Origin of the sequence: Streptomyces sp. HP-A2021 (assembly GCF_022807935.1) — a bacterium.
GTDB classification, from domain to species: Bacteria; Actinomycetota; Actinomycetes; order Streptomycetales; family Streptomycetaceae; genus Streptomyces; species Streptomyces afghaniensis.
This window is the reverse complement of sequence record NZ_CP094344.1, coordinates 2,829,959-2,852,867: the sequence shown is the minus strand read 5'-3', so window position 1 is coordinate 2,852,867 and position 22,909 is coordinate 2,829,959. Positions and strand designations below refer to the sequence as shown.

Here is a 22,909-nt window from a genome sequence, read left to right as displayed (position 1 = left end):
ACTTTGTGCCGGGCCGCCTCCCATTGAGTGGCAATGCGACTGGGATGTGCCCGCGCCAAGGCATGTGCCGTAATCTCGAAGCTCGGAGCCCGCTGCTCACGGGACCGGACCTTGATCCACGACTTGGGGTTGCACAGCAGATGACTGCGATTTCTCTCGGCATGCCGTCCGTTCCGACCAAGCTCGCCGAGCGCCGGAAGAGCCGGCAGATCCAGGTCGGATCCGTGGCCGTCGGCGGAGACGCCCCCGTCTCGGTCCAGTCGATGACGACCACGCGTACGTCCGACATCGGCGCGACCCTCCAGCAGATCGCCGAACTCACCGCCTCCGGCTGCCAGATCGTCCGCGTCGCCTGCCCGACCCAGGACGACGCCGACGCCCTCGCCACCATCGCCCGCAAGTCGCAGATCCCGGTCATCGCCGACATCCACTTCCAGCCGAAGTACGTCTTCGCCGCGATCGAGGCCGGCTGCGCGGCGGTCCGCGTCAACCCCGGCAACATCAAGCAGTTCGACGACAAGGTCAAGGAGATCGCCAAGGCGGCCCGGGACCACGGCACGCCGATCCGCATCGGCGTCAACGCGGGCTCCCTCGACAGGCGCCTCCTCCAGAAGTACGGCAAGGCGACCCCCGAGGCCCTGGTCGAGTCGGCCCTGTGGGAGGCGTCCCTCTTCGAGGAGCACGACTTCCGGGACATCAAGATCTCCGTCAAGCACAACGACCCGGTCGTGATGATCGAGGCGTACAAGCAGCTCGCCGAGAGTTGCGACTACCCGCTGCACCTCGGCGTCACGGAGGCCGGTCCCGCCTTCCAGGGCACGATCAAGTCGGCGGTCGCCTTCGGCGCGCTGCTCAGCCAGGGCATCGGCGACACGATCCGCGTCTCGCTGAGCGCGCCCCCGGCCGAGGAAGTGAAGGTCGGCCTCCAGATCCTGGAGTCGCTGGGCCTCAAGGAGCGCGGCCTGGAGATCGTCTCCTGCCCGTCCTGCGGCCGCGCCCAGGTCGACGTCTACAAGCTGGCCGAAGAGGTCACGGCCGGCCTCACCGGCATGGAGGTCCCCCTCCGCGTCGCCGTCATGGGCTGCGTCGTCAACGGCCCCGGCGAGGCCCGCGAGGCCGACCTCGGCGTCGCCTCCGGCAACGGCAAGGGCCAGATCTTCGTCAAGGGCGAGGTCATCAAGACCGTCCCCGAGTCCAAGATCGTGGAAACCCTCATCGAGGAGGCCATGAAGCTGGCCGAGCAGATGGAGAAGGACGGCGTCACCTCCGGCGAGCCGTCGGTGGCGGTAGCGGGCTGACCGTCCGGCGACGGATCCGGCCGGGAGGGGCCGCACGCCGCCTCCCGGCCGCCGACGAGGGTGTACCGGTCCCGCCACCGTGCCGTCCCGGTCGTACGGGTTCCCGCCACCGTGCCCTCCCGGTCGTACGGGTTCCCGCTACAGTGCCTCCCCGTCACCGTGACCGTGCCCCCGGCCCACCCCGTCGGGCCCTGCGCGCACGCCGAGCAGTCAGCGCGGCGGAGTACGTGGTGAACAGCGACACACGTGACGCGTCCTGCCGCGCACCGCGCAGGGCCCACCTGAAACCGAGGAACAGCAGCACCTGCCGGAGCAGCACCGGGCCCGTGAGCACGGTGAGGGCCAGCACGGCGACGACCGGCGAACCGTCGAGCAGACCGACGACGAAGTGAAGCACGGCACCTCCCAGAACCGCCCGGCAGCACCGGGCACCTGAGACGAGTGCACCCCGCGCACGCCCCGCGCGGAGAAATCCCGGACGTCCGGGAACAGCTGCCGGACTGACCGATTCCGCTGGACGGCCCCGGACCGTCCCGGACACCATGGACACCTGTCCCGGACAGGCTCCGTCGAGAGGGCACCGTGGAGACGTGGCGGCACTTCCGGGCGGAGCTCGCCCGGCTCATGCGAGAGGGCGACGTCACCGTCGCACAGGTGGTCAAGGCCACCAGGCCGGCTCGGGACGTACCCGGCCCGTCCTTCACCATCGGGCGAGAGACCCTCTACGGCTACCTGAGAGACCGTGAGGCGGGCGTCGGCAACGGCGACTGGCACACCGTCGAGGCGCTGCTGCGCCGCATCGACTCCCTCGCCAGGGGCAAGGGCCGTGCCCTGGACATCGACTACGCCCACTGGGAGGAGTCCTGGCAGAACCTCCGGGACCGGCAGGGCACTTCAGGCACCCGGCAGGACCGGGAGTTCACCCCGCGCCTGTCGGCCGACACCTGGATCGGCGGCTGGGACGGCGCCGCCGATGCCGTACTGGCCTGCTCCTCGGCACAGGAGTTCGTGGTCTGGCCGGCGGGCCAGGAGCGGCTCGACGCGCTGGCGCAGGCCGTCACCAGGCTCAGCGCCGCCTGCGAACCGGAACTGGCACGGGACGCGGCGGCACGGCTCGTCGCCGGTGCCGACGCGGAGCTGGGCGAGGCGAGCCCCAAGACCCTGGCCGCACGGCACGCACTCGCGTTCTGGACCGGCCACACCCAGGACGTCCGCCGCGCCCTGGAGCTGACGACGGACCTGCACGCGGACTGCTCACGCCACCTGGGGCCGGAGCACATCCTCACCCGGCTCGCCGCCCTGCGGAGGGCCCTCTGGCTCGGACACATGGGCCGCTGGCACGAGGCGAACCGGCTCTACGCCCAGACCGCCCGGAGCGAAGCCGCGCACCCCGACCGGGACCGCACCCTCTGGCTGCTCGCCCGCTGGGGCATGGCCCGCACTGGCGGCCGGTCGGGCAACTGGATCCACGCGCACATCGAACTCGACCAGCTGCTGCCCGACATGATCACCGCCTTCGGGCCCGACGATCCGGCCGCACTGGCCGCCCGCCACTCCCATGCCTGGGCCGCCGCACGCGCGGGCGACCACGACACGGCATGCGCCCTGCTGACCCGGCTCGCCGACCAGGCTGACGCGGCCGTGGGCCCCGGCCACCCCACCAGCCTGCGCATCCGCATCTCGCTGGCCTACTGGGCGCAGCGCTGCGGCTCGGCCGAGGACGCGCTGTCCATGGCCACGGCCGTGCGGAAGCGCTGCGAGGCGCTGCTGGGCCCGGACCATCCCCTCAGCACCGAGGCCGCCGAAGTCGAGGCGCTGTGCCGGCTGGACGCCGATCCGGACACGGCGATCGACGACCTCCGGGACGTTGCCTCGCGCCGCGAGCAGCATCTCGGCCACGGGCATCCCCAGACGGTGCAGGCCTGGTCGAACTACGCGGCGGTCCGGGCCACGATCGACGGGCCTCTTCCGGTCCTCGGCCTGTTCCGCGATCTCGCCCGGGACTGCGCTCAGGCACTGGGCGAGGACCACCCCGAGACACTCCGCGTCCGGATGAACCTGGCCATCGCCACCCTCGAGACCGAGGGGGCCGTCGCAGCCCGGCCGCTGTGCGCGCGGGTCGTCGCGTCGCTCCGCAGAGTGCTGGGGGACGAGCACCCCGAAACCGTCCTGGGCAGGGAACTCCTCCAGGAGATCGACCGGGGGGAGCGGCCGGGAACGGACACGGGGCACGGCCCGCGACGGTGGGTTCACTCCAGGCACTCGTACGGCACGCACGGCGAGGGAGGCGGCAACGGGAGCGACCGTGCCCTCAAGTGCGACATCGACCCCGTCCTGTGGCCGCCCGACCCGGACGCCGGCACCGAGGCCACCGGCGACGGCTCCACCACGGACGGGTACGCGGTGCTGCGTGCCGTGGCGGCGCTGCCGGTGAGCACATGGAGCTACCGGGGCGAGGAGGGCGTACGGCACCTCGGTCCCATGGCCCAGGACTGGTACGCCGCCCTCGGGCTGGGAGCCGACGACCGGACCATCCACCCCATCGACGCCAACGGGGTGTCCGTCGTCGCCGTACAGGCCCTGTACCGGATGGTGCGCGGCCTCCAGGACGAGGTGAGCCGGCTCGGCAAGCGGCTCGACGACCGATGACGCCAGGTCCGCGGGCGTCCCGTCGGTCAAGGCACCGCACGCGGGCGGCACTCCCAAGCTCCGCCAGGTACAGTGCGTGGATCAGCCGACCCCTGTGTGTGAGGCCCCGCACGTGTTGACGCAGACCACCTCCCGGGTCCTCGAACCGAGCGACCTGGACGCCGCGCTCGCCATACTCGACCGCGAGCCGGTCGCCAACGCCTTCGTGACGTCCCGGGTGCAGATCGCCGGCCTCGACCCGTGGCGGCTCGGCGGAGAGATGTGGGGCTGGTACGAGGACGGCATGCTGACGTCCCTGTGCTACGCGGGCGCCAACCTCGTCCCGATCTGCGCCACTCCGCGCGCCGTCCGCGCCTTCGCCGACCGCGCCCGCCGGGCCGGCCGCCGCTGCTCCTCCATCGTCGGACCGGCCGGTTCCACCGCCGACCTGTGGCGACTGCTGGAACCCCAGTGGGGCCCGGCCCGCGACGTCCGCCGCCACCAGCCGCTCATGGTCACGGACCGCCTGCCGGACGGCATCGCCCCGGACCCCTACGTCCGTCGCGTCCGCAAGGACGAGATGGAGAAGATCATGCCGGCGTGCGTGGCGATGTTCACCGAGGAGGTCGGCGTCTCCCCGCTGGCCGGCGACGGCGGCCTCCTCTACCAGGCCCGCGTCGCCGAACTCGTCGGATCCGGCCGCGCCTTCGCCCGCTTCGACGCGGACGGCAAGGTCGTCTTCAAGGCCGAGATCGGCGCCGCGACCGACCGCGCCTGCCAGATCCAGGGCGTCTGGGTCGCCCCCGAGTACCGGGGCACCGGCCTGGCGGCCCCGGGCATGGCAGCGGTCCTGCGCTACGCCCTGGCCGACGTGGCCCCGGTGGCGAGCCTGTACGTCAACGACTTCAACACGGCAGCGCGCAGGACGTACCAGAGGGTGGGCTTCCAAGAGGTCGGCGCCTTCATGAGCGTGCTGTTCTGACAACTCGAAGCCCCCTGTAGGCTCCCCGCCATGGACCTGGTGATCGGCCCCCTCGACCTCTCCGGCCACGTCGACGAGGCCCTGGAAGTCCAAGCCGTGGCATTCGGACTGGGCCCCGACGAAGTCGCAGTCCGCCGCCAGATCGTCCTGCGCCACATGACCTATCCGGGCGCCCGCGCCCTCGGCGCGACAGTCGGCGGCAACCTCGTCGGCTTCGTCTACGGCATGCCCAACGACCGCGCCCACTGGTGGTCCACCGTCGTGGAGCCGTACCTCAGGGCGAACCACCACGACCACTGGCTCGACGACGCCTTCGTGATCACCGAACTGCACGTCCACCCCGCCCACCAGAACCGGGGCATCGGCCGCTCCCTGATCACCACGATCACCGACGGCGCCGCCGAACCCCGGTCGATCCTCTCCGCGATCGACACCGAGAGCCCCGCCCGCGCGCTCTACCGCTCCCTCGGCTACCGGGACCTGGCCCGCCAGGTCCTCTTCCCGAGCGCCCCCAAGCCGTACGCCGTGATGGGCGCTCCGCTCCCGCTCCTGCGCCGTTAACCGATTTCCACCGCCCGGCACCCCCCGGATAACCTCCTGGCATCACCTACACGCAGCAGGAGCAGAAAAGCCATGGCGAACGTACCGGTCCAGCGCATGTCCCAGTTGATGGCGAAGACGTTGCGCGACGACCCGGCGGACGCCGAGGTCCTCAGCCACAAGCTCCTCGTCCGCGCCGGCTACGTGCGCCGCACCGCCGCCGGAATCTGGAGCTGGCTGCCGCTCGGCAAGCGGGTCCTGGCCAACGTGGAGCGCATCGTCCGTGAGGAGATGGACGCCGTCGGCGCCCAGGAGGTGCTGCTCCCCGCCATCCTGCCGCGCGAGCCCTACGAGGCCACCGGCCGCTGGGACGAGTACGGCCCCGAGCTGTTCCGCCTCCAGGACCGCAAGGGTGGCGACTACCTCCTCGGCCCCACACACGAGGAGATCTTCACCCTGCTGGTGAAGGACCAGGCGTCCTCCTACAAGGACCTGCCGGTGATCCTCTACCAGATCCAGAACAAGTACCGCGACGAGGCCCGGCCCCGCGCCGGCATCCTGCGCGGCCGCGAGTTCCTCATGAAGGACTCCTACTCCTTCGACACCGAGGACGAGGGCCTCGCCCGCTCCTACGCCCTGCACCGCGAGGCCTACCAGAGGATCTTCGCGCGCCTCGGCCTCGACTACCGCATCTGCGCCGCCACCGCCGGCGCGATGGGCGGCTCCAAGTCCGAGGAGTTCCTCGCCCCCGCCGAGGCCGGCGAGGACACCTTCGCCGACTGCCCGAACTGCGACTTCGCCGCCAACACCGAGGCGATCACGTACGAGCTGAAGCCCGTCGACGCCGCCGACGTCCCGGCCGCCGAGGACATCCCGACCCCCGACACCCCGACCATCGAGACCCTCGCCGCGTCCCTCGGCGTCCCGGCCTCGGCCACGCTGAAGAACCTCCTCGTCAAGGTCGACGGCGAGATCGTCGCCGTCGGCGTCCCCGGCGACCGCGAGGTCGACATGGACAAGGTCGAGGCGCACTTCGCCCCGGCCGTCGTCGAGCTGGTCACCGAGACGGACTTCGCGGCCCGCCCCGACCTGGTCCGCGGCTACGTCGGACCGCAGGGCCTGGACAAGGTCACGTACATCGCCGACCCGCGGGTCGCCCCGGGCACGTCGTGGATCACCGGCGCCAACAAGGCCGGCACGCACACCAAGAACGTCGTCGCGGGCCGCGACTTCGAGGTCGACAGCTACGTCGACGTCGTGGTCGTACAGGAGGGCGACCCCTGCCCGAAGTGCGGCACGGGCCTCGTCCTCGACCGGGCCATCGAGATCGGCCACATCTTCCAGCTGGGCCGCAAGTACACCGACGCCCTCAAGCTCGACGTCCTCGGCCAGAACGGCAAGCCGGTCCGCGTCACCATGGGCTCCTACGGCATCGGCGTCTCCCGCGCGGTCGCCGCCATCGCCGAGCAGAGCGCCGACGACAAGGGCCTGTGCTGGCCCAAGGAGGTCGCCCCGGCCGACGTCCACGTGGTCGCCGCCGGCAAGGCCCTCCAGACCGAACTGGCCCTCGACATCTCCCAGAAGCTGGCCGCCGCCGGTGTCCGCGTCCTGGTCGACGACCGCGCCGGCGTCTCCCCGGGCGTCAAGTTCACCGACTCCGAGCTGATCGGCGTACCGCAGATCCTGGTGGCCGGGCGGCGCGCGGGCGACGGTGTGGTGGAGCTGAAGGACCGCCGCACCGGCGAGCGCGAGGAGCTGACGGTCGAGGAGGCCGTCGCACGGCTCACGGCCTGAGTGCCCTGGCCCTGTGAGCGCTCCGGGCCTGCGGAGCGCTCACAGCCAGCCCGCGAACTCCAGCAGCAGCTCCGCGTCCCGCGGGCGTCCGACCCGCCCCGCCCGCACGCCCGACTCCACGGCCCGGAACAGCGTCCAGCCGCGCAGCCGCTCCTGGTCCACGTCCAGGGACTCGGCCAGCCGCTTCACCCGGCGCCGGGTCGTCGCCGCGCCGGACGGCTGGGCGATCAGGTCCTCCACCCGGTCGCGGACCAGCCGGGCCAGATCGAAGGCGCACTCGCCCACCACCGGATCGGGTCCCACGGCCAGCCATGGCATCCGCTCCCCGGCGAGCACCTTGCTCTGCCGGAACGTGCCGTGCAGCAGACGGTGTTCGGGCGGCGCGGCCAGCAACTCCTCGCGCGCCGCGAGTGCCACGTCGACCAGCGGCGCCACCTCGGCATCGACCCGGGCACGTGCCCGCATCGCCTCGGCCTGCCGCCCGGTCCGCTCGGCCACGGTCTCGAAGGGGAAGTCGGCCGGCGGCTCCACCCACAGCCGCCGCAGCGTCCCCGCGGCCTCCAGCAGCGCCTTCGCCTCCGGCAGCGACCGCACCGACACGTCCGGATGCAGCCGCTCCAGCAGCAGCACACCCTCGGTCCGACAGGGTTCGAGCAGCTGTACGGCACCCCGCCCGGCCCAGTGCGTGAGCGCGGCCCGCTCCGCCTCCGGGCGGGCCCGGCCCGGCGCCAGCTTCAGCACGGCGGGCTTCCCGTCGGCCGTCCGCACCAGCACGACCAGGCTGCTGCGCCCCCCGGGCACCTGCACCCGCTCCACGGTCAACTCGCGTAGCGCGACGGCCTGCTGCGCCGCCTCGGGCAGCTTCTCCAGCCAGTCGTCACCGTCCGGTGCCGTCTCACCGAGCGCCCTGACCAGACGCTTCGGCGGTTCGAAAACCATGCGCGAGTCGTTCCCTTCGTGCTGTCCGCGGTGCGTGCCCCGCGGGGGTCACGCCGTCGGCGCCGCCAGGGGCGGGGCCGTGCCGGCCCGCTCGGCGAGCCCAGGGAAGGCTACGCTCTCGCCGCGCCAGCGCACCGCCCGCACCGCCGCCTCCCGCAGCGCCTCGGCGGCCAGGGCCCGCCGCGCGCCGCTCGCCGCGCGCACCAGGTCCGAGTACACCCCGGCCACCCGGTCCTCCAGCTCGGCGGCGAGCCGCACGGCCGCCGCCGCGTCCGGCACCGGGAACGGCAGCGCGTACCCGGCGGCCGCCGCCCCGGGCCTGCCCCCCAGGTCCTTCACCTCGCGCACCAGCGCGTCCCGGCGCGCCCGGTGCGCGTCGTACGCCGTCCGTGCCTCGGCGCGCCGTCCGTCGCCGATCCGCCCGCCGACCACGCCGTACCCGTACACCGCCGCGTGCTCGGCCGCCAGCGCCGCCTGGAGGGCCCGCAGCTCCCGGTCCTTCGCCTCGCTCACGCGCCACCCTCCGTCAGCAGATACACGTGCGCCGCCCCGGCCGCCGCCACCGACGCCAGCAGCCGCGCCAGCTCGCCCGGCACGTCGAGCAGCGCCTTGGCCCGCCGGTCGGCGAGCTCCCGCTCCGCGGCGGCGAGGGCCGCCAGCGCGTCCTTGTCGTCGCCCGGCACGGCGGCGGCCGAGGAGGAAGCGGAAGGGGAGGAGGGAGAGGGGGACGGCTTCCGGCCCGGGCCCCCTCCGAAGGCCTGCGCATGCCGTACGGTCTCCGCCCGCAGCGGCCCCAGCCGCTCCGCGAGCCCCGGGTGGGCGGCGATCACGGCGTCGTACCGCTCCACCAGCCCCTCGCTGTCCCGCGCCGCACGCGCGCGTGCCCGGCGCTCGGCCCCCGACGGGCCGTTCTCGGAGGCACCCGGACCCTCGCCCCCGGCGGTGCAGCCCGCCAGGGCGAGGGCCGCCGGGCCGACGGCGAGCAGAGTCCTTCTGCGCGGCCCCCAGTGGGCGCGCGGAGATGAGGGGAACGGCACGTCAGACGTCCTCGGGAGCTCGTAAGAGAAAGAAGCGACTCTAAGGGCTGAACGCCCGTGATCACGGTACCCGGGCCCCCGCCCGGGACCACTCAGCGGCACCGTTCGTCACCGGGTGGACGGCAACACACCCCGCGACCGGATACCCTTTGACCAGACACGCGACCCATCCCACAACAGCACACGCGGCCGAGGAGTCACCCGGATGAGCACCACCCAGAGCGAGAGGCTGCGAGAACTGCTGGAACCGCTCGTCGCATCCCAGGGTCTGGACCTCGAAGAGATCGAAGTGGACTCCGTCGGACGCAAGCGTGTGCTGCGCGTCGTCGTCGACTCGGACACGGGCGCCGACCTGGACCAGATCGCCGATGTGAGCCGCGCGCTCTCGGCGAAGCTCGACGAGACGGACGCGATGGGCGAGGGGGAGTACACCCTCGAGGTCGGCACCCCGGGCGCGGAGCGCCTCCTCACGGAACACCGGCACTACGTCCGCGCCACGGACCGGCTGGTGAAGTTCCAGCTGGCCGAGGGCGGCGAGCTGGTCGCCAGGATCCTCAAGGTCGACGACGAGGGAATCGACACCGAGGTGCCCGGGGTGAAGGGCCGCAAGGCCACCGCGCGCAGACTCGCCTTCGACGACATCGTCCGGGCGCGCGTCCAGGTCGAGTTCAGCCGCAAGGACAACAAGAAGGAAGAGGAGGCGTAGCCGTGGACATCGACATGAGTGCCCTGCGGGGCTTGGTTCGGGAGAAGGAGATCTCCTTCCCCCTGCTGGTCGAGGCGATCGAGTCGGCCCTCCTCATCGCCTACCACCGCACCGAGGGAAGCCGCCGCCACGCGCGCGTGGAGCTCAACCGGGAGACCGGCCATGTGACCGTGTGGGCGAAGGAGGACCCCGACGACCTCGAGGAGGGCCAGGAGCCCCGCGAGTTCGACGACACCCCGTCCGGCTTCGGCCGTATCGCCGCCACCACGGCCAAGCAGGTCATCCTGCAGCGCCTGCGCGACGCCGAGGACGACGCGACGCTCGGCGAGTACGCCGGCCGCGAGGGCGACATCGTCACCGGCGTGGTCCAGCAGGGCCGCGACCCGAAGAACGTGCTCGTGGACATCGGCAAGCTGGAGGCCATCCTGCCGGTGCAGGAGCAGGTGCCGGGCGAGACCTACCCGCACGGCATGCGGCTGCGCAGTTACGTCGTCCGGGTGGCCAAGGGCGTCCGCGGCCCGTCCGTGACGCTGTCCCGGACGCACCCCAACCTGGTGAAGAAGCTCTTCGCCCTGGAGGTGCCGGAGATCGCCGACGGGTCCGTGGAGATCTCCGCTATCGCCCGTGAGGCCGGTCACCGCACGAAGATCGCCGTACGGTCCACCCGGTCCGGCCTGAACGCCAAGGGCGCCTGTATCGGCCCCATGGGCGGCCGTGTGCGCAACGTGATGGGCGAGCTGAACGGCGAGAAGATCGACATCGTCGACTGGTCGGAGGACCCGGCCGAGATGGTGGCGAACGCGCTGTCCCCGGCCCGTGTCTCCAAGGTGGAGATCGTGGACATGGCGACCCGGTCGGCCCGAGTGACGGTGCCCGACTACCAGCTGTCCCTGGCCATCGGCAAGGAAGGGCAGAACGCCCGCCTCGCGGCCCGGCTGACCGGCTGGCGGATCGACATCCGGCCGGACACGGAACCCGCCGCGGACCGGACCGGGGAATAGATCCAAGCCGCGGGTCGTTCAGATCACGACAGGTTCGGGCGCGGCAACTGTTCGAATCCTGCCCCAAAGGGGTGAGGCGCCTACGGGGAGGTAGACTTAACGGTGTCTGGCCGGACGCGCACCCGCGCATGCCCTGAACGCACCTGTGTGGGGTGTCGGGAGCGAGTGGCCAAGGCCGATCTTTTGCGGATCGTGTTGATCGAGGGCGCATGCGTCCCTGATCCACGCGGTACGCTGCCCGGCCGGGGTGCGTATGTGCATCCCACACCGGTCTGTCTTGACCAGGCGGTCCGCCGCCGGGCGTTCACGAGGGCACTGCGCGCCCCGGGAGCGCTCGACACAAAGGCGTTGCGCCAATACGTCGAGCAGACAACAGTTGCCGATCAGGCAACACGGTAAGAACGTGCCGCACGGAACCCCGTGCGGTCTAGGTACCTCGCGAGTCGAAAGCAGGTCGAGATTGCGATGAGCACTCGATGAGTACGCGATGAGTACGCCCATGAACTAGCGACGGTCCGGCTTCACCCGGACCTCAAAGGAGCGAAGTGGCTAAGGTCCGGGTCTACGAACTCGCCAAGGAGTTCGGTGTCGAGAGCAAGGTCGTCATGGCCAAGCTCCAGGAGCTCGGTGAATTCGTCCGTTCGGCGTCTTCGACGATCGAAGCGCCTGTTGTACGCAAGCTGACCGACGCATTCCAGCAGGGCGGCGGCAACGGCAAGTCCGCCGCGAAGCCCGCGGCCCCCAAGAAGGCCGCCCCCCGTCCGGCCGCGCCCTCTCCGGCGCAGTCGGCCCGTCCGGCTGCCCCGAAGCCGCCGGCCGCGCCCAAGCCCGCGGCTGCCCAGCAGCCGTCGGCCCCCTCGTCCCCGGCGCCGTCCCCGGGCCCGCGTCCGACGCCGGGCCCCAAGCCCGCGCCGCGTCCGGCCCCGGCCGCGCCCGAGTTCACGGCACCGCCCTCGGCTCCGTCCACTCCGGCCGGCCCGAAGCCCGGCGCGCGTCCCGGCGCCCCCAAGCCCGGCGGTCGCCCCTCCGGCGGTCCCGGCCAGGGCCAGGGCGGCCAGGGCCAGCGTCCCGGTGGTCAGGGTCCGCGTCCCGGCGCTCCGGCGCCGCGTCAGGGTTCCCGTCCGGCCGGCCCGCGTCCGGGTAACAACCCCTTCACCTCGGGTGGCTCCACCGGCATGGCGCGCCCGCAGGCGCCCCGTCCGCAGGGCTCCCGTCCCGGCCCCGGCGGTCCCGGTGGCGGTCCCCGTCCCCAGGCGCCCGGCGCCCAGGGCGGCGGTCCGCGTCCGCAGGCTCCGGGCGGCAACCGTCCGTCCCCGGGCTCGATGCCGCGTCCGCAGGGCGGCGGCCCGCGTCCCGGCGGCGGTTCCGCCGGTCCGCGTCCGAACCCCGGCATGATGCCGCAGCGTCCCGCTGCCGGCCCGCGTCCCGGCGGCGGCCCCGGTGGCGGCCGTGGACCGGCCGGAGCCGGCCGGCCCGGCGGTGGCGGTCGTCCGGGCGGCGGCGGCTTCGCCGGTCGTCCCGGTGGCGGTGGCGGCGCCGGTCGTCCCGGTGGCGGCGGCGGTTTCGCCGGTCGTCCCGGTGGTGGCGGCGGCTTCGGTGGCGGCGGTGGCCGTCCCGGCTTCGGCGGTCGTCCCGGCGGTCCCGGTGGCCGTGGTGGCACGCAGGGCGCCTTCGGCCGTCCCGGCGGTCCCGCGCGTCGTGGCCGCAAGTCGAAGCGGCAGCGCCGTCAGGAGTACGAGGCCATGCAGGCCCCGTCGGTCGGCGGCGTGATGCTGCCTCGCGGCAACGGCGAGACCGTTCGCCTGTCGCGCGGTGCCTCGCTCACCGACTTCGCGGAGAAGATCAACGCCAACCCGGCGTCGCTCGTCGCGGTCATGATGAACCTCGGCGAGATGGTCACGGCCACGCAGTCCGTCTCCGACGAGACGCTCCAGCTCCTCGCCGACGAGATGAACTACACGGTTCAGATCGTCAGCCCGGAGGAGGAGGACCGCGAGCTCCTCGAGTCCTTCGACATCGAGTTCGGCGAGGACGAGGGCGACGAGGAGGACCTGATGGTCCGCCCGCCGGTCGTCACCGTCATGGGTCACGTCGACCACGGTAAGACCCGGCTCCTCGACGCCATCCGCAAGACGAACGTCATCGCGGGCGAGGCCGGCGGCATCACCCAGCACATCGGTGCCTACCAGGTCGCGACCGAGGTCAACGACGAAGAGCGCAAGATCACCTTCATCGACACCCCGGGTCACGAGGCGTTCACCGCCATGCGTGCCCGTGGTGCGCGGTCGACGGACATCGCGATCCTGGTCGTCGCGGCCAACGACGGCGTCATGCCGCAGACGGTCGAGGCGCTCAACCACGCCAAGGCGGCCGACGTCCCGATCGTCGTCGCGGTCAACAAGATCGACGTCGAGGGTGCGGACCCGACCAAGGTGCGCGGTCAGCTGACCGAGTACGGCCTCGTGGCCGAGGAGTACGGCGGCGACACCATGTTCGTCGACATCTCCGCCAAGCAGGGTCTGAACATCGACTCCCTGCTGGAGGCCGTGGTCCTCACGGCCGATGCCTCGCTCGACCTTCGGGCCAACCCGAACCAGGACGCGCAGGGCATCGCGATCGAGTCCCGTCTCGACCGCGGCCGCGGTGCCGTGTCGACGGTCCTCGTCCAGCGCGGCACGCTGCGGGTCGGCGACACCATGGTGGTCGGCGACGCGTACGGCCGAGTCCGGGCGATGCACGACGACAACGGCAACCTCGTCACCGAGGCGGGTCCGTCGACGCCGGTGCAGGTCCTGGGCCTGACCAACGTCCCGGGTGCGGGCGACAACTTCCTCGTCGTCGACGAGGACCGTACGGCCCGTCAGATCGCGGAGAAGCGTGCGGCGCGCGAGCGCAACGCGGCCTTCGCGAAGCGCACGCGCCGTGTGTCGCTCGAGGACCTGGACAAGGTGCTGAAGGCCGGCGAGGTCCAGCAGCTGAACCTGATCATCAAGGGTGACGCTTCCGGTTCCGTCGAGGCACTCGAGTCCTCCCTGCTCCAGCTGGACGTCGGCGAAGAGGTCGACATCCGCGTCCTGCACCGCGGCGTCGGTGCGGTCACGGAGTCCGACATCGACCTGGCGATGGGCTCGGACGCCATCGTGATCGGCTTCAACGTGCGCGCCGCCGGGCGTGCGCAGCAGATGGCCGAGCGCGAGGGCGTGGACGTCCGGTACTACTCGGTCATCTACCAGGCGATCGAGGAGATCGAGGCGGCCCTCAAGGGCATGCTCAAGCCGGAGTACGAAGAGGTCGAGCTCGGTACGGCGGAGATCCGCGAGGTCTTCAAGTCGTCCAAGCTGGGCAACATCGCGGGTGTTCTCATCCGCTCCGGCGAGGTCAAGCGCAACACCAAGGCCCGCCTCATCCGCGACGGCAAGGTGGTCGCGGAGAACCTCAACATCGAGGGCCTGCGTCGCTTCAAGGACGACGTCACCGAGATCCGCGAAGGGTTCGAGGGCGGTATCAACCTCGGCAACTTCAACGACATCAAGGTCGACGACGTCATCGCGACGTACGAGATGCGCGAGAAGCCGCGGGTGTAACACCCCACGGCGCCTTGGTCGGCCGACGCGGCACCGCCGCGTCGGCCGGCTGGCCGTTTGCCCCTCCTGCGGAGCTGAATCGACGCGCGCCCGCCGCGGGTGCGTGCGGAGCCGCGTGCGGGGTGCAGGGGACGCAGTCCCCGCCGGGGTCCGGGGCGGAGCCCCGGGGGCGGCACATCCTGTCCAACCGTGTCGGGCGGGTGGGCAAAGGAAAACCCCGTCGAGCCACCGGACGGTACGCGGTACCGTTCTTGATGTCCCTGCCCCGACCGCAGGGCCATCGATCCCGTACCGGCGGGTCATCCGGACACACACATGTACGTGGGGACGCTGTCCTTCGACCTGCTCCTCGGCGACGTACGGTCGCTGAAGGAGAAGCGCTCCGTCGTCCGCCCCATCGTCGCCGAGCTCCAGCGCAAGTACGCGGTGAGCGCGGCCGAGGTGGATCACATGGACCTCCACCGCAGGGCCGTCATCGGCCTCGCGCTGGTGTCCGGCGACGCGGGGCACCTCAGCGACATACTCGACCGGTGCGAACGGCTGGTCGCCGCCCGCCCCGAGGTGGAGCTGCTGTCCGTCAGGCGGCGCTTCCACGGCGAAGACGACTGACGAACCGAGAACGACCCAGACAGGAAAGAACGGGAGACGGACCAGTGGCCGACAACGCGCGGGCCAAGAGGCTGGCGGACCTCATCCGGGAAGTGGTGGCCCAGAAGCTGCAACGCGGGATCAAGGACCCGCGGCTCGGCTCGCACGTCACCATCACGGACACGCGGGTCACGGGTGACCTGCGGGAGGCGACCGTCTTCTACACCGTGTACGGGGACGACGAGGAGCGGAACGCGGCCGCGGCCGGACTGGAGAGCGCCAAGGGCATCCTGCGCTCCGAGGTCGGCCGGGCCGCCGGCGTGAAGTTCACGCCGACCCTGACCTTCGTCATGGATGCCCTCCCGGACACCGCCCGTGCCATCGAGGACCTCCTCGACAAGGCGCGGCAGTCCGACGAGAAGGTGCGCGAGGCGTCCGCGGGCGCGAAGTACGCCGGCGACGCCGACCCGTACCGCAAGCCGGACGAGGACGACGAGACGGACGACACCGCCGAATGACCCAGAAGCACACCACGCCCGACGGCCTCGTCATCGTCGACAAGCCGTCGGGCTTCACTTCGCACGACGTCGTGGCCAAGATGCGCGGCATCGCCAGGACACGACGCGTCGGGCACGCCGGTACCCTCGACCCGATGGCGACGGGCGTCCTCGTCCTCGGCGTAGAGAAGGCCACCAAGCTCCTCGGCCACCTCGCGCTGACCGAGAAGGAATACCTGGGCACGATCCGGCTCGGGCAGAACACCCTCACCGACGACGCCGAGGGGGACATCACTTCCTCCACGGACGCCTCCGAGGTCACCCGCGAGGCCATCGACGCCGGCGTCGCCAAGCTGACCGGCGACATCATGCAGGTGCCGTCCAAGGTCAGCGCCATCAAGATCAACGGCGTGCGGTCCTACAAGCGGGCCAGGGAGGGCGAGGAGTTCGACATCCCGGCCCGGCCCGTCACGGTCTCCTCCTTCGGCGTGTACGACGTCCGGGAAGCCGTCGCCGAAGACGGTACGGCCGTACTCGACCTGGTCGTCTCGGTCGTCTGCTCCTCCGGCACGTACATCCGGGCCCTCGCCCGCGACCTGGGCGCCGACCTCGGCGTCGGCGGGCATCTCACCGCCCTGCGCCGCACCCGCGTCGGCCCCTACAAGCTGGACACGGCCCGCACGCTCGACCAGCTCCAGCAGGAGCTGACCGTGATGCCGGTCGCCGAGGCCGCCGCTGCCGCCTTCCGGCGCTGGGACGTCGACGCCCGGCGCGCCCGGCTGCTCACCAACGGCGTGCGGCTGGACATGCCCGAGGAGTACGCGGGCTGCGGACCCGTCGCCGTCTTCGATCCGGAGGGCCGCTTCCTCGCCCTCGTCGAGGAGCAGCGGGGCAAGGCCAAGAGCCTGGCCGTCTTCGGCTGACAGCACGCGGGGACCGTCCGTGGAGCGGCGACCACGGGGTACCTCCACTGCCGCCGCTCCACGGTCCCCCCTCGGTTCCCCCACCCCTAGGGTGTATCCAGCCGCCCCGCTTCGTTCACCCGTCCGTGCAGGCGCTCGGAGTGAATCGGGGGAGTGGAAGGGGGCGCTTTCGCCGAGCGATCTGTCCCGCTGATCATCTCGCCCCTACCGTCGAATGCAAGGGCACGGGTGTACGGCGGGGAGGCTCGACGATGACGTCGCGGAACCGGTCCGGGGAGTCACAGGACAGCGCACCAGGATCCCAGGACCGCCCCGGAGCAGCGGAGCAGACGACCGAGCAAACCGGCGGCGGGGCATCCGGCCCCGCCCTCGTCCGGATCCAGGACCTGGCCGGCCGCCCACGGGGCACCGGCTTCCTCGCCGACCACCACGGCACGCTCGTCACCAGCCACGAGGCGATCGACGGCCTGCCCCGGTTCGTCCTGTACGGGGCCGGGGACCGCCGCCATGTCGTGTCCGCCGACGCGGTGACACCGCTGCCCGCGTTCGACCTGGCCCTCGTACGGACCGAGGGCCTCGGAGTGCCGCCGCTGCCCGTGACCGTTCGGGGCGGGGCCGGGACCGGCGCCTATGTGCGGATCGCCGCCGGCGGCTGGCGGGAGGCCAGGGTGCTGGGCTCGACCGACGTGACGTACCCGGCCGCCGACCGCCTCCACCGCCTCGACGGCGCGCTGGAGCTGGCGGTCGGCACGGCAGGGCGGGACGCGCTGCGACGGGGCGGGGGAGCGGCAGGCGGCCCGGTGCTCGACGCCGCGACCGGCGCGGTCGTCGGGGTCCTCGGCACCGCACTCAGCTCCGACCACAGCGACGTCGGATTCGCCGTACCACTGCATCCCCGGGTCCCCGGCGCGGCGGGCCCGCTCGCCGAGCTGCTCGACGAGAACGCGGCGACGGTCCCCGCGTACGGCGCCGACCTCAACCTGGCCGGGGTGCTGGAGCTGACCGGCACGGCGGTGGGCCTGGACGGCCCGCCCGGCGGCACGGGTCTCCCGGAGCCGGTCGAACGGGCCGCCGTGACGGCCGAGTTCAACGCGTTCGCCGCAGGCCCGGCGGCCGTGCTCGGCCTTGTCGGGGCGCCCGGCAGCGGTCGTACGACGGAACTCGCCGCGCTCGCCGCGCGCCGCGCCCGCGGCGGGCACCCCACGCTGTGGCTGCGCGGCTGCGAACTGCGGGACGACGACGCCTCCGTGGCCGACGCGGCACGCCGGGCGCTGACCCGGGCCGCCCCTGCCGTGGCCGCGTCCCGGCCGGGTGGCCTGCCGACAGGCCCGGGCGACACCACCCCCGAGCGTCTCGCCCGACTCGCCGGTGCCCTCGGCCGGCCCTTGCTGCTGCTCCTCGACGGCCCGGAGGAGATGCCCCCGGCGCTGGCCCGCCGTCTGGCCGACTGGACGGAGGGGACGGTGCGGTGGCTGCGGGAGACGGGTGTGCGGCTGGTCGTGGCCTGCCGGGCGGAGTACTGGGAGGAGGCGGGGTTCCCGGGGGAGGTCCTGCACCGGGCGGCCGGTGCCGAATACGGGCCCGCGTGTGTGCGCCTCGGCGATCTCACCGAGGACGAGGCCCGGGAGGCCCGCCTGCGCCACGGCATCCCTGAGAGCGTCCTCGTCGACAGCGACGCGCGGCACCCGCTCACCCTGCGACTGCTCGGCGAGATCCGGGACGCCCTCGGGCCCTGCGCCGGCCCGGAAAGCGCCGGCGCGCCCACCAGCCCCGGCGCCACCGTCGACCGCGACGACGTCTTCGCGGCCTACCTGGACCTGATGTCCCTGCGCATCGCCCGGCGGCTGGCCGCCGGGCAAGGCCTCAGCGGCACGGCCGTGCGCCGACTGGCCGCCAAGGTCGCCGGACAGGTGCACGAGGCCGCCCGGCGCAGCCTCGGACCGGGGCCGGGGGATCTGGACCGGGAAACGTTCGAGACGGTGTTCCCGTGGGGGCCCGCCCCGGCGCGGCTCGGCGGCGGCACCGGCTGGGCGTCGGCCGTCCTCGCCGAGGGCCTGCTCGTGCCCGCCGGATCCGGCTACCGCTTCGCCCACGAGGAGCTCGCCGACTGGCTCCAGGGCATGCACCTCGACCTCGACGAGGCCCTGCACGTCCTCGTCCACCACCGGCCGCAGCCCGCCCCCGTCCCGCACCACCGCATCGGGCCCGTCGTGCAGGCCCTGCTGTTCCTCGCCCGCCAGCACGGCACCGGCCGGCTGGCCTCCCGGCTGGCGGACCTGGTGCACGCCCTAGACGCGGGTCCGCGGTCCTGGTGGGCGGCCCGGCTGCTCGCCGGGACCCTGTCGGCCGTGCCCGAGGCGACGCCCTACGCGGAGGTGCTGCGGCTGCTCGCCGACCGGATCGTGGCCTGGCGGCGGCAGGGGAGGCCCGTGCCGGACGAGGTCGGGCCCGCCTTCTGGGCCGGCGTACGGCTGCCGGAGGGCGAGCGTTTCGCGCTGCTGAGGCGGCTGGTGCACGCCGACGGCCCGCCGTGCGAGGCCGGTCCCCGGTTCCTGGACACCGTCGCGCACCTGCTGGCCGCCGACCCCACCGCCGTACAGCCGCTGCTGGCTCGCTGGTTCGACGACGAGCAGCCGCTGCCCGCCACCCCGCACGCGACCGTGGCCACGGCCGCGCAGGCACTGCTGCACACCCACCGGCACGGCGCCCTGGACGACTTGGCGGACGTGCTCGTCGACCGCGCCCACCGCAGGGCCGACGAACTGCTCGCCGTGCTGGCCGAGGAGGAACCCTCGGCGGTGTGCCGGGCCGTCGACCGGTGGGCGCGCGACGAGCGCCCGGCGCGCCGGGGTGCCGCGATGGCGCACGGCCTGCGCGTCGCGCCGCACGTGAGCGCCGGAGGCGACCGCGCCCTCCTGCGCTACGCGGCCCTCACCCTCCTCACCCGCCCCGCCGACCGCGACCTGCACGGCGGAGCACTCGCCCTCCTCGTCCAGGATCCGCGCACCCGGGACCGGTATCTCCCGCGGGCGCTGGAGCACTTCGCGGCGGGCGACCCGAACCTCCCGCCGGACGCGCCGGCCGCCGCCCTCGCGCCCCACCCCGAGCCGGTCCTCGGCGCCTTCGCGGTGCGGCTGGAGCGGCCGGACGCGGAGGACGCGCTGCGGGCGCTCGCCGACGCCACCCCGCCCGGCCTGGCCCGGCGGGTCGCCGCGCTGGTGGGGCGGGCTGCGGAGCGGCGGCCGGAACTCGCCGGGCACGTGGCCGCGTACGTGGACCAGCGGCTCGACCGGGGCCCCGCCGCCCGGGCCGTGCTCCTGCCGCTGGTCACCGGCCTGCTGGAGGGCGGCCCGGTCCGCCTGCGCTGCGCACTCGCCGCGGTCCTCACCCCACCCGGCATCCCCGCCTCCCGCCCGCTGCGCCGCGAGCTGCGCGACGCGCTCCTGGCCCGCGAGCACGACACCGACGTCCTCGACGCGCTGCTGCACGCCGCCGCCCGGAACGGCGGCGACGACCTGCGCGACCTCGTCCGCCGCATCGGACTGCTCCTCGTGCGCACCCCGGAGGGCGCCGCCCGCTTCGACCGCGCCCTCGTCGACCTCGGCCGGCACGTGCCCGGCTTCGCCGCCCGCGTGGCCCGCTGGCTGGCCGCCGCGCCCGAAGAGTGGGCGGCGCTGGTCGGGCCGAGCTCCCACCGGACGATCGAGAACCTGGCGGGCGTAGGCGTCCCGGCCTGACCGGATCCCGCGCAGGCCGGAGGGGACGCGGCCTCGTGCGCCCGGTCACACCCCCATGCCGATGCGGGCCGCAGGCGCCCGGCATGGCACCCTTAGACCTGCGCACGAGGCAACCAGGAACAACCACGGACACGGGTTCGACGAGCTTTCGACAAGGAGCAGGCACAGTGCAGCGCTGGCGTGGCTTGGAGGACATCCCCCAGGACTGGGGGCGCAGCGTCGTCACCATCGGCTCCTACGACGGAGTCCACCGCGGACACCAGCTGATCATCCGGCATGCCGTGAACCGCGCCCGGGAGCTGGGCGTGCCCGCCGTCGTCGTCACCTTCGACCCGCACCCCAGCGAGGTCGTCCGCCCCGGCAGCCACCCGCCGCTGCTCGCCCCGCACCACCGCCGCGCCGAACTCATGGCCGATCTCGGTGTGGACGCCGTCCTGATCCTCCCCTTCACGACCGAGTTCTCGAAGCTGTCCCCGGCCGACTTCGTCGTCAAGGTGCTCGTCGACAAGCTGCACGCCAAGGCGGTCGTCGAGGGCCCCAACTTCCGCTTCGGCCACAAGGCCGCCGGCAACGTGGAGTTCCTGGCCGAGCAGGGCAAGACCTACGACTTCGAGGTCGAGGTCGTCGACCTGTACGTGACCGGCGAGGCGGGCGGCGGCGAGCCGTTCTCCTCGACACTGACCCGGCGTCTGGTCGCCGAGGGCGACCTCCGGGGCGCGGCGGAGATCCTGGGCCGTCCGCACCGGGTGGAGGGCGTCGTCGTCCGGGGCGCCCAGCGCGGCCGCGAGATGGGCTTCCCGACCGCCAACGTCGAGACGCTGCCGCACACCGCCATCCCCGCCGATGGTGTCTACGCCGGCTGGCTGCACGCCCAGGGCGAGGCGATGCCGGCCGCGATCTCCGTCGGCACGAACCCGCAGTTCGACGGCACCGAGCGCACGGTGGAGGCGTACGCCATCGACCGGGTGGGTCTCGACCTGTACGGCCTCCATGTCGCCGTCGACTTCCTGGCGTTCGTGCGGGGACAGGCCAGGTTCGACACGCTGGACGCGCTGCTGGAGCAGATCGCCGAGGACGTCAAGCGCTGCCGGGAGCTGGTGGCGGGGGCCGAGCGGTCCGCCTGACGGCCCTGGCACATCCAGGCCCTCGCTATGCGCTCGCGGCCTCGTCCGGGTGGAGGGCGTCGAGGATGAGGGTGAGGCCGAAGGCGAACTCGCCGGCGTAGTCGTAGCCGGGCTTGAGGACGTGCTCGGTGGCCAGTTCGGTGAGGTGGGGGTAGGTGTCGGCGGGCATGTCGCGCAGGATGGCGCCCGCGACCTCGTCCAGCTCCGCCGCGCCCCTGAACGGCAGGCTCAGCTCCTGGAGCACGAACCCGTACAGGTAGCTGTCGATCAGCGAGACGGCGTGCGCGGCCATGGGGACGGAGAATCCTCCGGCGCGCAGCGTTCCGATGACGGCGTCGTGATGGCGCAGGGTCGCCGGGCCGGGCTGGGAGCGGGAGTCCATGAGCCCGACGGCCCAGGGGTGGCGCAGCAGGACGGCACGGGCGGAGTCCGCGCGGTGGCGCAGGGCACTCCGCCAGTCCGTGTCCGGCGGCGGTAGCTCGATCTCGCCGAACACCGCGTCCACCATGCCGTCGAGGATGTCTTCCCGGCCCGCGACGTGGTGGTACAGCGACATCGCCTCGACGCCCAGTGGTCCGGCGATGGCCCGCATGGTGAGCGCGGCCGCCCCCTTCTCGTCCGCCACTGCCATCGCCGTGCGGATCACGCGCTCGCGACTGAGCGGAGTGCGCGCCGACGCCCCCCGCCGGCCCTTGTTTCCCGCGCCCACCCGCATCCTCCTTCTGACTTCCTCGTGTGCTCCCTTGACCGCCTTACAGCATAAGGCTAGCTTGCCTTACAACATAAGGTAGGCATCCCGGTGAAAGGGGCCGCGCCATGGACACGGATCGCGTGAAGAAGGTCTGCATCATCGGGGCTTCGGGGAAGCTCGGGCAGTACATGGTCGGGCACGCCCTGGAGCGGGGCTACGAGGTGGTCGGGGTGTGCCGGGAGCGCAGCGTGCCGAAGCTGGCCGCGTTCGACGGCCGGATGACCGTCGTCCCCGGAGACACGAACGACCCGGAGGTGATCCGGCGGGCGGTCGCCGGGTGCGACGGCGTGCTGACGGTGCTGGTGCCGTGGGGTGTGCGGCAGTACGCGTCGGGCACGGCGCAGGCGGTGCTCGACCACGCACGGCCGGGCGCGCGCCTGGTCTTCTCCTGCGGCTGGCACATCACCCGCGACGGCAAGGACAAGTACTCACGGCTGTTCACCCTGGGCGTCCGGATCGCCACCGTGCTGGCCAAGCTCGTCCGCGCCGTCGAACTCGACGACCAGGTCGAGGCGTGCCGACGGGTGTTCGCCAGCGACACCCGGTGGACCGTGGTGCGCGGCAGCTCCCTGGAGGAGGGCGAGAGCCAGGGCCTGCCCGTGTGGAGCCGGCACGTGGGCGACCCGGTACTGGCCGGCAACCTGACGCGCCGCGTGGACTTCGCGCTGTTCATGGTGGAAGCGCTCACCGACGACACGCTCGTCCAGGAGGCCCCGGCGATCGTCGGCTGCCGGACCCCCAGCGCCCTCGCCCACGCCGAGGGGTCCCGCAGCTAGGCCG

General features: G+C 72.9%; 20 protein-coding genes. 15 read left to right on the top strand and 5 right to left on the bottom strand.

The window, feature by feature from the left end; all coding sequences use genetic code 11:
• The first annotated feature begins 140 nt into the window (after positions 1-140).
• Positions 141-1,298 (top strand): flavodoxin-dependent (E)-4-hydroxy-3-methylbut-2-enyl-diphosphate synthase, encoded by a 1,158-nt coding sequence (gene ispG / locus MQE23_RS12845; protein ID WP_037673331.1) that lies wholly within the window; start codon positions 141-143, stop codon positions 1,296-1,298.
• Positions 1,299-1,452: 154 nt separating this feature from the next.
• Here ispG and MQE23_RS12840 read toward each other — a convergent pair whose 3' ends face one another.
• Positions 1,453-1,695: a hypothetical protein gene (locus tag MQE23_RS12840; protein WP_020276776.1), complete on the bottom strand. Its 243-nt coding sequence runs from the start codon at positions 1,693-1,695 to the stop codon at positions 1,453-1,455.
• 185 nt (positions 1,696-1,880) lie between these two features.
• Between MQE23_RS12840 and MQE23_RS12835 the strand changes: the two genes are divergently transcribed.
• The 4 genes from MQE23_RS12835 to MQE23_RS12820 all read left to right on the top strand — a co-directional run bounded on the left by MQE23_RS12835 (position 1,881) and on the right by MQE23_RS12820 (position 7,242).
• Positions 1,881-3,947 carry a tail fiber domain-containing protein gene (locus tag MQE23_RS12835; RefSeq protein WP_243379219.1) on the top strand — a complete coding sequence of 689 codons (2,067 nt, stop codon included), beginning with the start codon at positions 1,881-1,883 and terminating at the stop codon, positions 3,945-3,947.
• Positions 3,948-4,059: 112 nt separating this feature from the next.
• Complete coding sequence (locus MQE23_RS12830) at positions 4,060-4,908, top strand: GNAT family N-acetyltransferase (protein WP_243379218.1); 849 nt, start codon at positions 4,060-4,062, stop codon at positions 4,906-4,908.
• A gap of 30 nt (positions 4,909-4,938) precedes the next feature.
• Entirely contained in the window at positions 4,939-5,469 is a 531-nt protein-coding gene (locus tag MQE23_RS12825; protein WP_020269639.1) for a GNAT family N-acetyltransferase, read from the top strand.
• Between the two features lie 72 nt (positions 5,470-5,541).
• On the top strand, positions 5,542-7,242 hold the full coding sequence (locus MQE23_RS12820) for a proline--tRNA ligase (protein WP_020269638.1): 1,701 nt from the start codon (positions 5,542-5,544) through the stop codon (positions 7,240-7,242).
• A gap of 39 nt (positions 7,243-7,281) precedes the next feature.
• Here MQE23_RS12820 and MQE23_RS12815 read toward each other — a convergent pair whose 3' ends face one another.
• Genes MQE23_RS12815 through MQE23_RS12805 form a run of 3 tightly spaced genes read right to left on the bottom strand, consistent with a single transcriptional unit; the run spans position 7,282 to position 9,218 of the window.
• Positions 7,282-8,181 (bottom strand): aminoglycoside phosphotransferase family protein, encoded by a 900-nt coding sequence (locus MQE23_RS12815; RefSeq protein ID WP_020269637.1) that lies wholly within the window; start codon positions 8,179-8,181, stop codon positions 7,282-7,284.
• 48 nt (positions 8,182-8,229) lie between these two features.
• Positions 8,230-8,694: a ferritin-like domain-containing protein gene (locus tag MQE23_RS12810; protein WP_020269636.1), complete on the bottom strand. Its 465-nt coding sequence runs from the start codon at positions 8,692-8,694 to the stop codon at positions 8,230-8,232.
• The gene (locus tag MQE23_RS12805; RefSeq protein ID WP_243379217.1) at positions 8,691-9,218 is read right to left on the bottom strand and encodes a hypothetical protein; all 528 of its coding nucleotides are present in this window, start codon (positions 9,216-9,218) and stop codon (positions 8,691-8,693) included. The genes MQE23_RS12810 and MQE23_RS12805 overlap by 4 nt, the downstream gene beginning before the upstream one ends.
• A 205-nt stretch (positions 9,219-9,423) precedes the next feature.
• On the opposite strand from MQE23_RS12805, the gene rimP reads away from it, so the two are divergent.
• The 9 genes from rimP to MQE23_RS12760 all read left to right on the top strand — a co-directional run bounded on the left by rimP (position 9,424) and on the right by MQE23_RS12760 (position 21,378).
• Entirely contained in the window at positions 9,424-9,924 is a 501-nt protein-coding gene (gene rimP / locus MQE23_RS12800) for a ribosome maturation factor RimP (protein ID WP_020269633.1), read from the top strand.
• A 2-nt stretch (positions 9,925-9,926) separates the two neighbouring features.
• Positions 9,927-10,925, top strand: coding sequence for a transcription termination factor NusA (nusA, locus tag MQE23_RS12795; RefSeq protein WP_020269632.1), 999 nt, complete (start codon positions 9,927-9,929; stop codon positions 10,923-10,925).
• A 102-nt stretch (positions 10,926-11,027) separates the two neighbouring features.
• Positions 11,028-11,324, top strand: a complete 297-nt coding sequence (locus tag MQE23_RS12790) for a YlxR family protein (protein ID WP_082319713.1) — start codon at positions 11,028-11,030, stop codon at positions 11,322-11,324.
• Positions 11,325-11,470: 146 nt separating this feature from the next.
• The gene (gene infB / locus MQE23_RS12785; protein WP_243379216.1) at positions 11,471-14,509 is read left to right on the top strand and encodes a translation initiation factor IF-2; all 3,039 of its coding nucleotides are present in this window, start codon (positions 11,471-11,473) and stop codon (positions 14,507-14,509) included.
• Positions 14,510-14,824: 315 nt separating this feature from the next.
• On the top strand, positions 14,825-15,118 hold the full coding sequence (locus MQE23_RS12780; RefSeq protein WP_020269630.1) for a DUF503 domain-containing protein: 294 nt from the start codon (positions 14,825-14,827) through the stop codon (positions 15,116-15,118).
• 44 nt (positions 15,119-15,162) lie between these two features.
• A complete protein-coding gene (gene rbfA, locus MQE23_RS12775) occupies positions 15,163-15,615 on the top strand; it encodes a 30S ribosome-binding factor RbfA (protein WP_020269629.1) in 453 nt (150 codons plus the stop codon).
• Entirely contained in the window at positions 15,612-16,517 is a 906-nt protein-coding gene (gene truB / locus MQE23_RS12770) for a tRNA pseudouridine(55) synthase TruB (RefSeq protein WP_020269628.1), read from the top strand. Before rbfA ends, truB begins: the two co-directional genes overlap by 4 nt.
• Positions 16,518-16,768: 251 nt before the next feature.
• Positions 16,769-20,254, top strand: a complete 3,486-nt coding sequence (locus tag MQE23_RS12765; RefSeq protein ID WP_243379215.1) for a serine protease — start codon at positions 16,769-16,771, stop codon at positions 20,252-20,254.
• 167 nt (positions 20,255-20,421) lie between these two features.
• The gene (locus MQE23_RS12760; protein ID WP_243379214.1) at positions 20,422-21,378 is read left to right on the top strand and encodes a bifunctional riboflavin kinase/FAD synthetase; all 957 of its coding nucleotides are present in this window, start codon (positions 20,422-20,424) and stop codon (positions 21,376-21,378) included.
• Between the two features lie 25 nt (positions 21,379-21,403).
• Here the strand turns inward: MQE23_RS12760 and MQE23_RS12755 are convergent, their stop codons facing one another.
• Positions 21,404-22,009 carry a TetR/AcrR family transcriptional regulator C-terminal domain-containing protein gene (locus MQE23_RS12755; RefSeq protein ID WP_051185453.1) on the bottom strand — a complete coding sequence of 202 codons (606 nt, stop codon included), beginning with the start codon at positions 22,007-22,009 and terminating at the stop codon, positions 21,404-21,406.
• A 185-nt stretch (positions 22,010-22,194) separates the two neighbouring features.
• On the opposite strand from MQE23_RS12755, the gene MQE23_RS12750 reads away from it, so the two are divergent.
• Positions 22,195-22,905 carry an NAD(P)H-binding protein gene (locus tag MQE23_RS12750; RefSeq protein ID WP_020269624.1) on the top strand — a complete coding sequence of 237 codons (711 nt, stop codon included), beginning with the start codon at positions 22,195-22,197 and terminating at the stop codon, positions 22,903-22,905.
• The last annotated feature ends 4 nt before the right edge of the window (positions 22,906-22,909 follow it).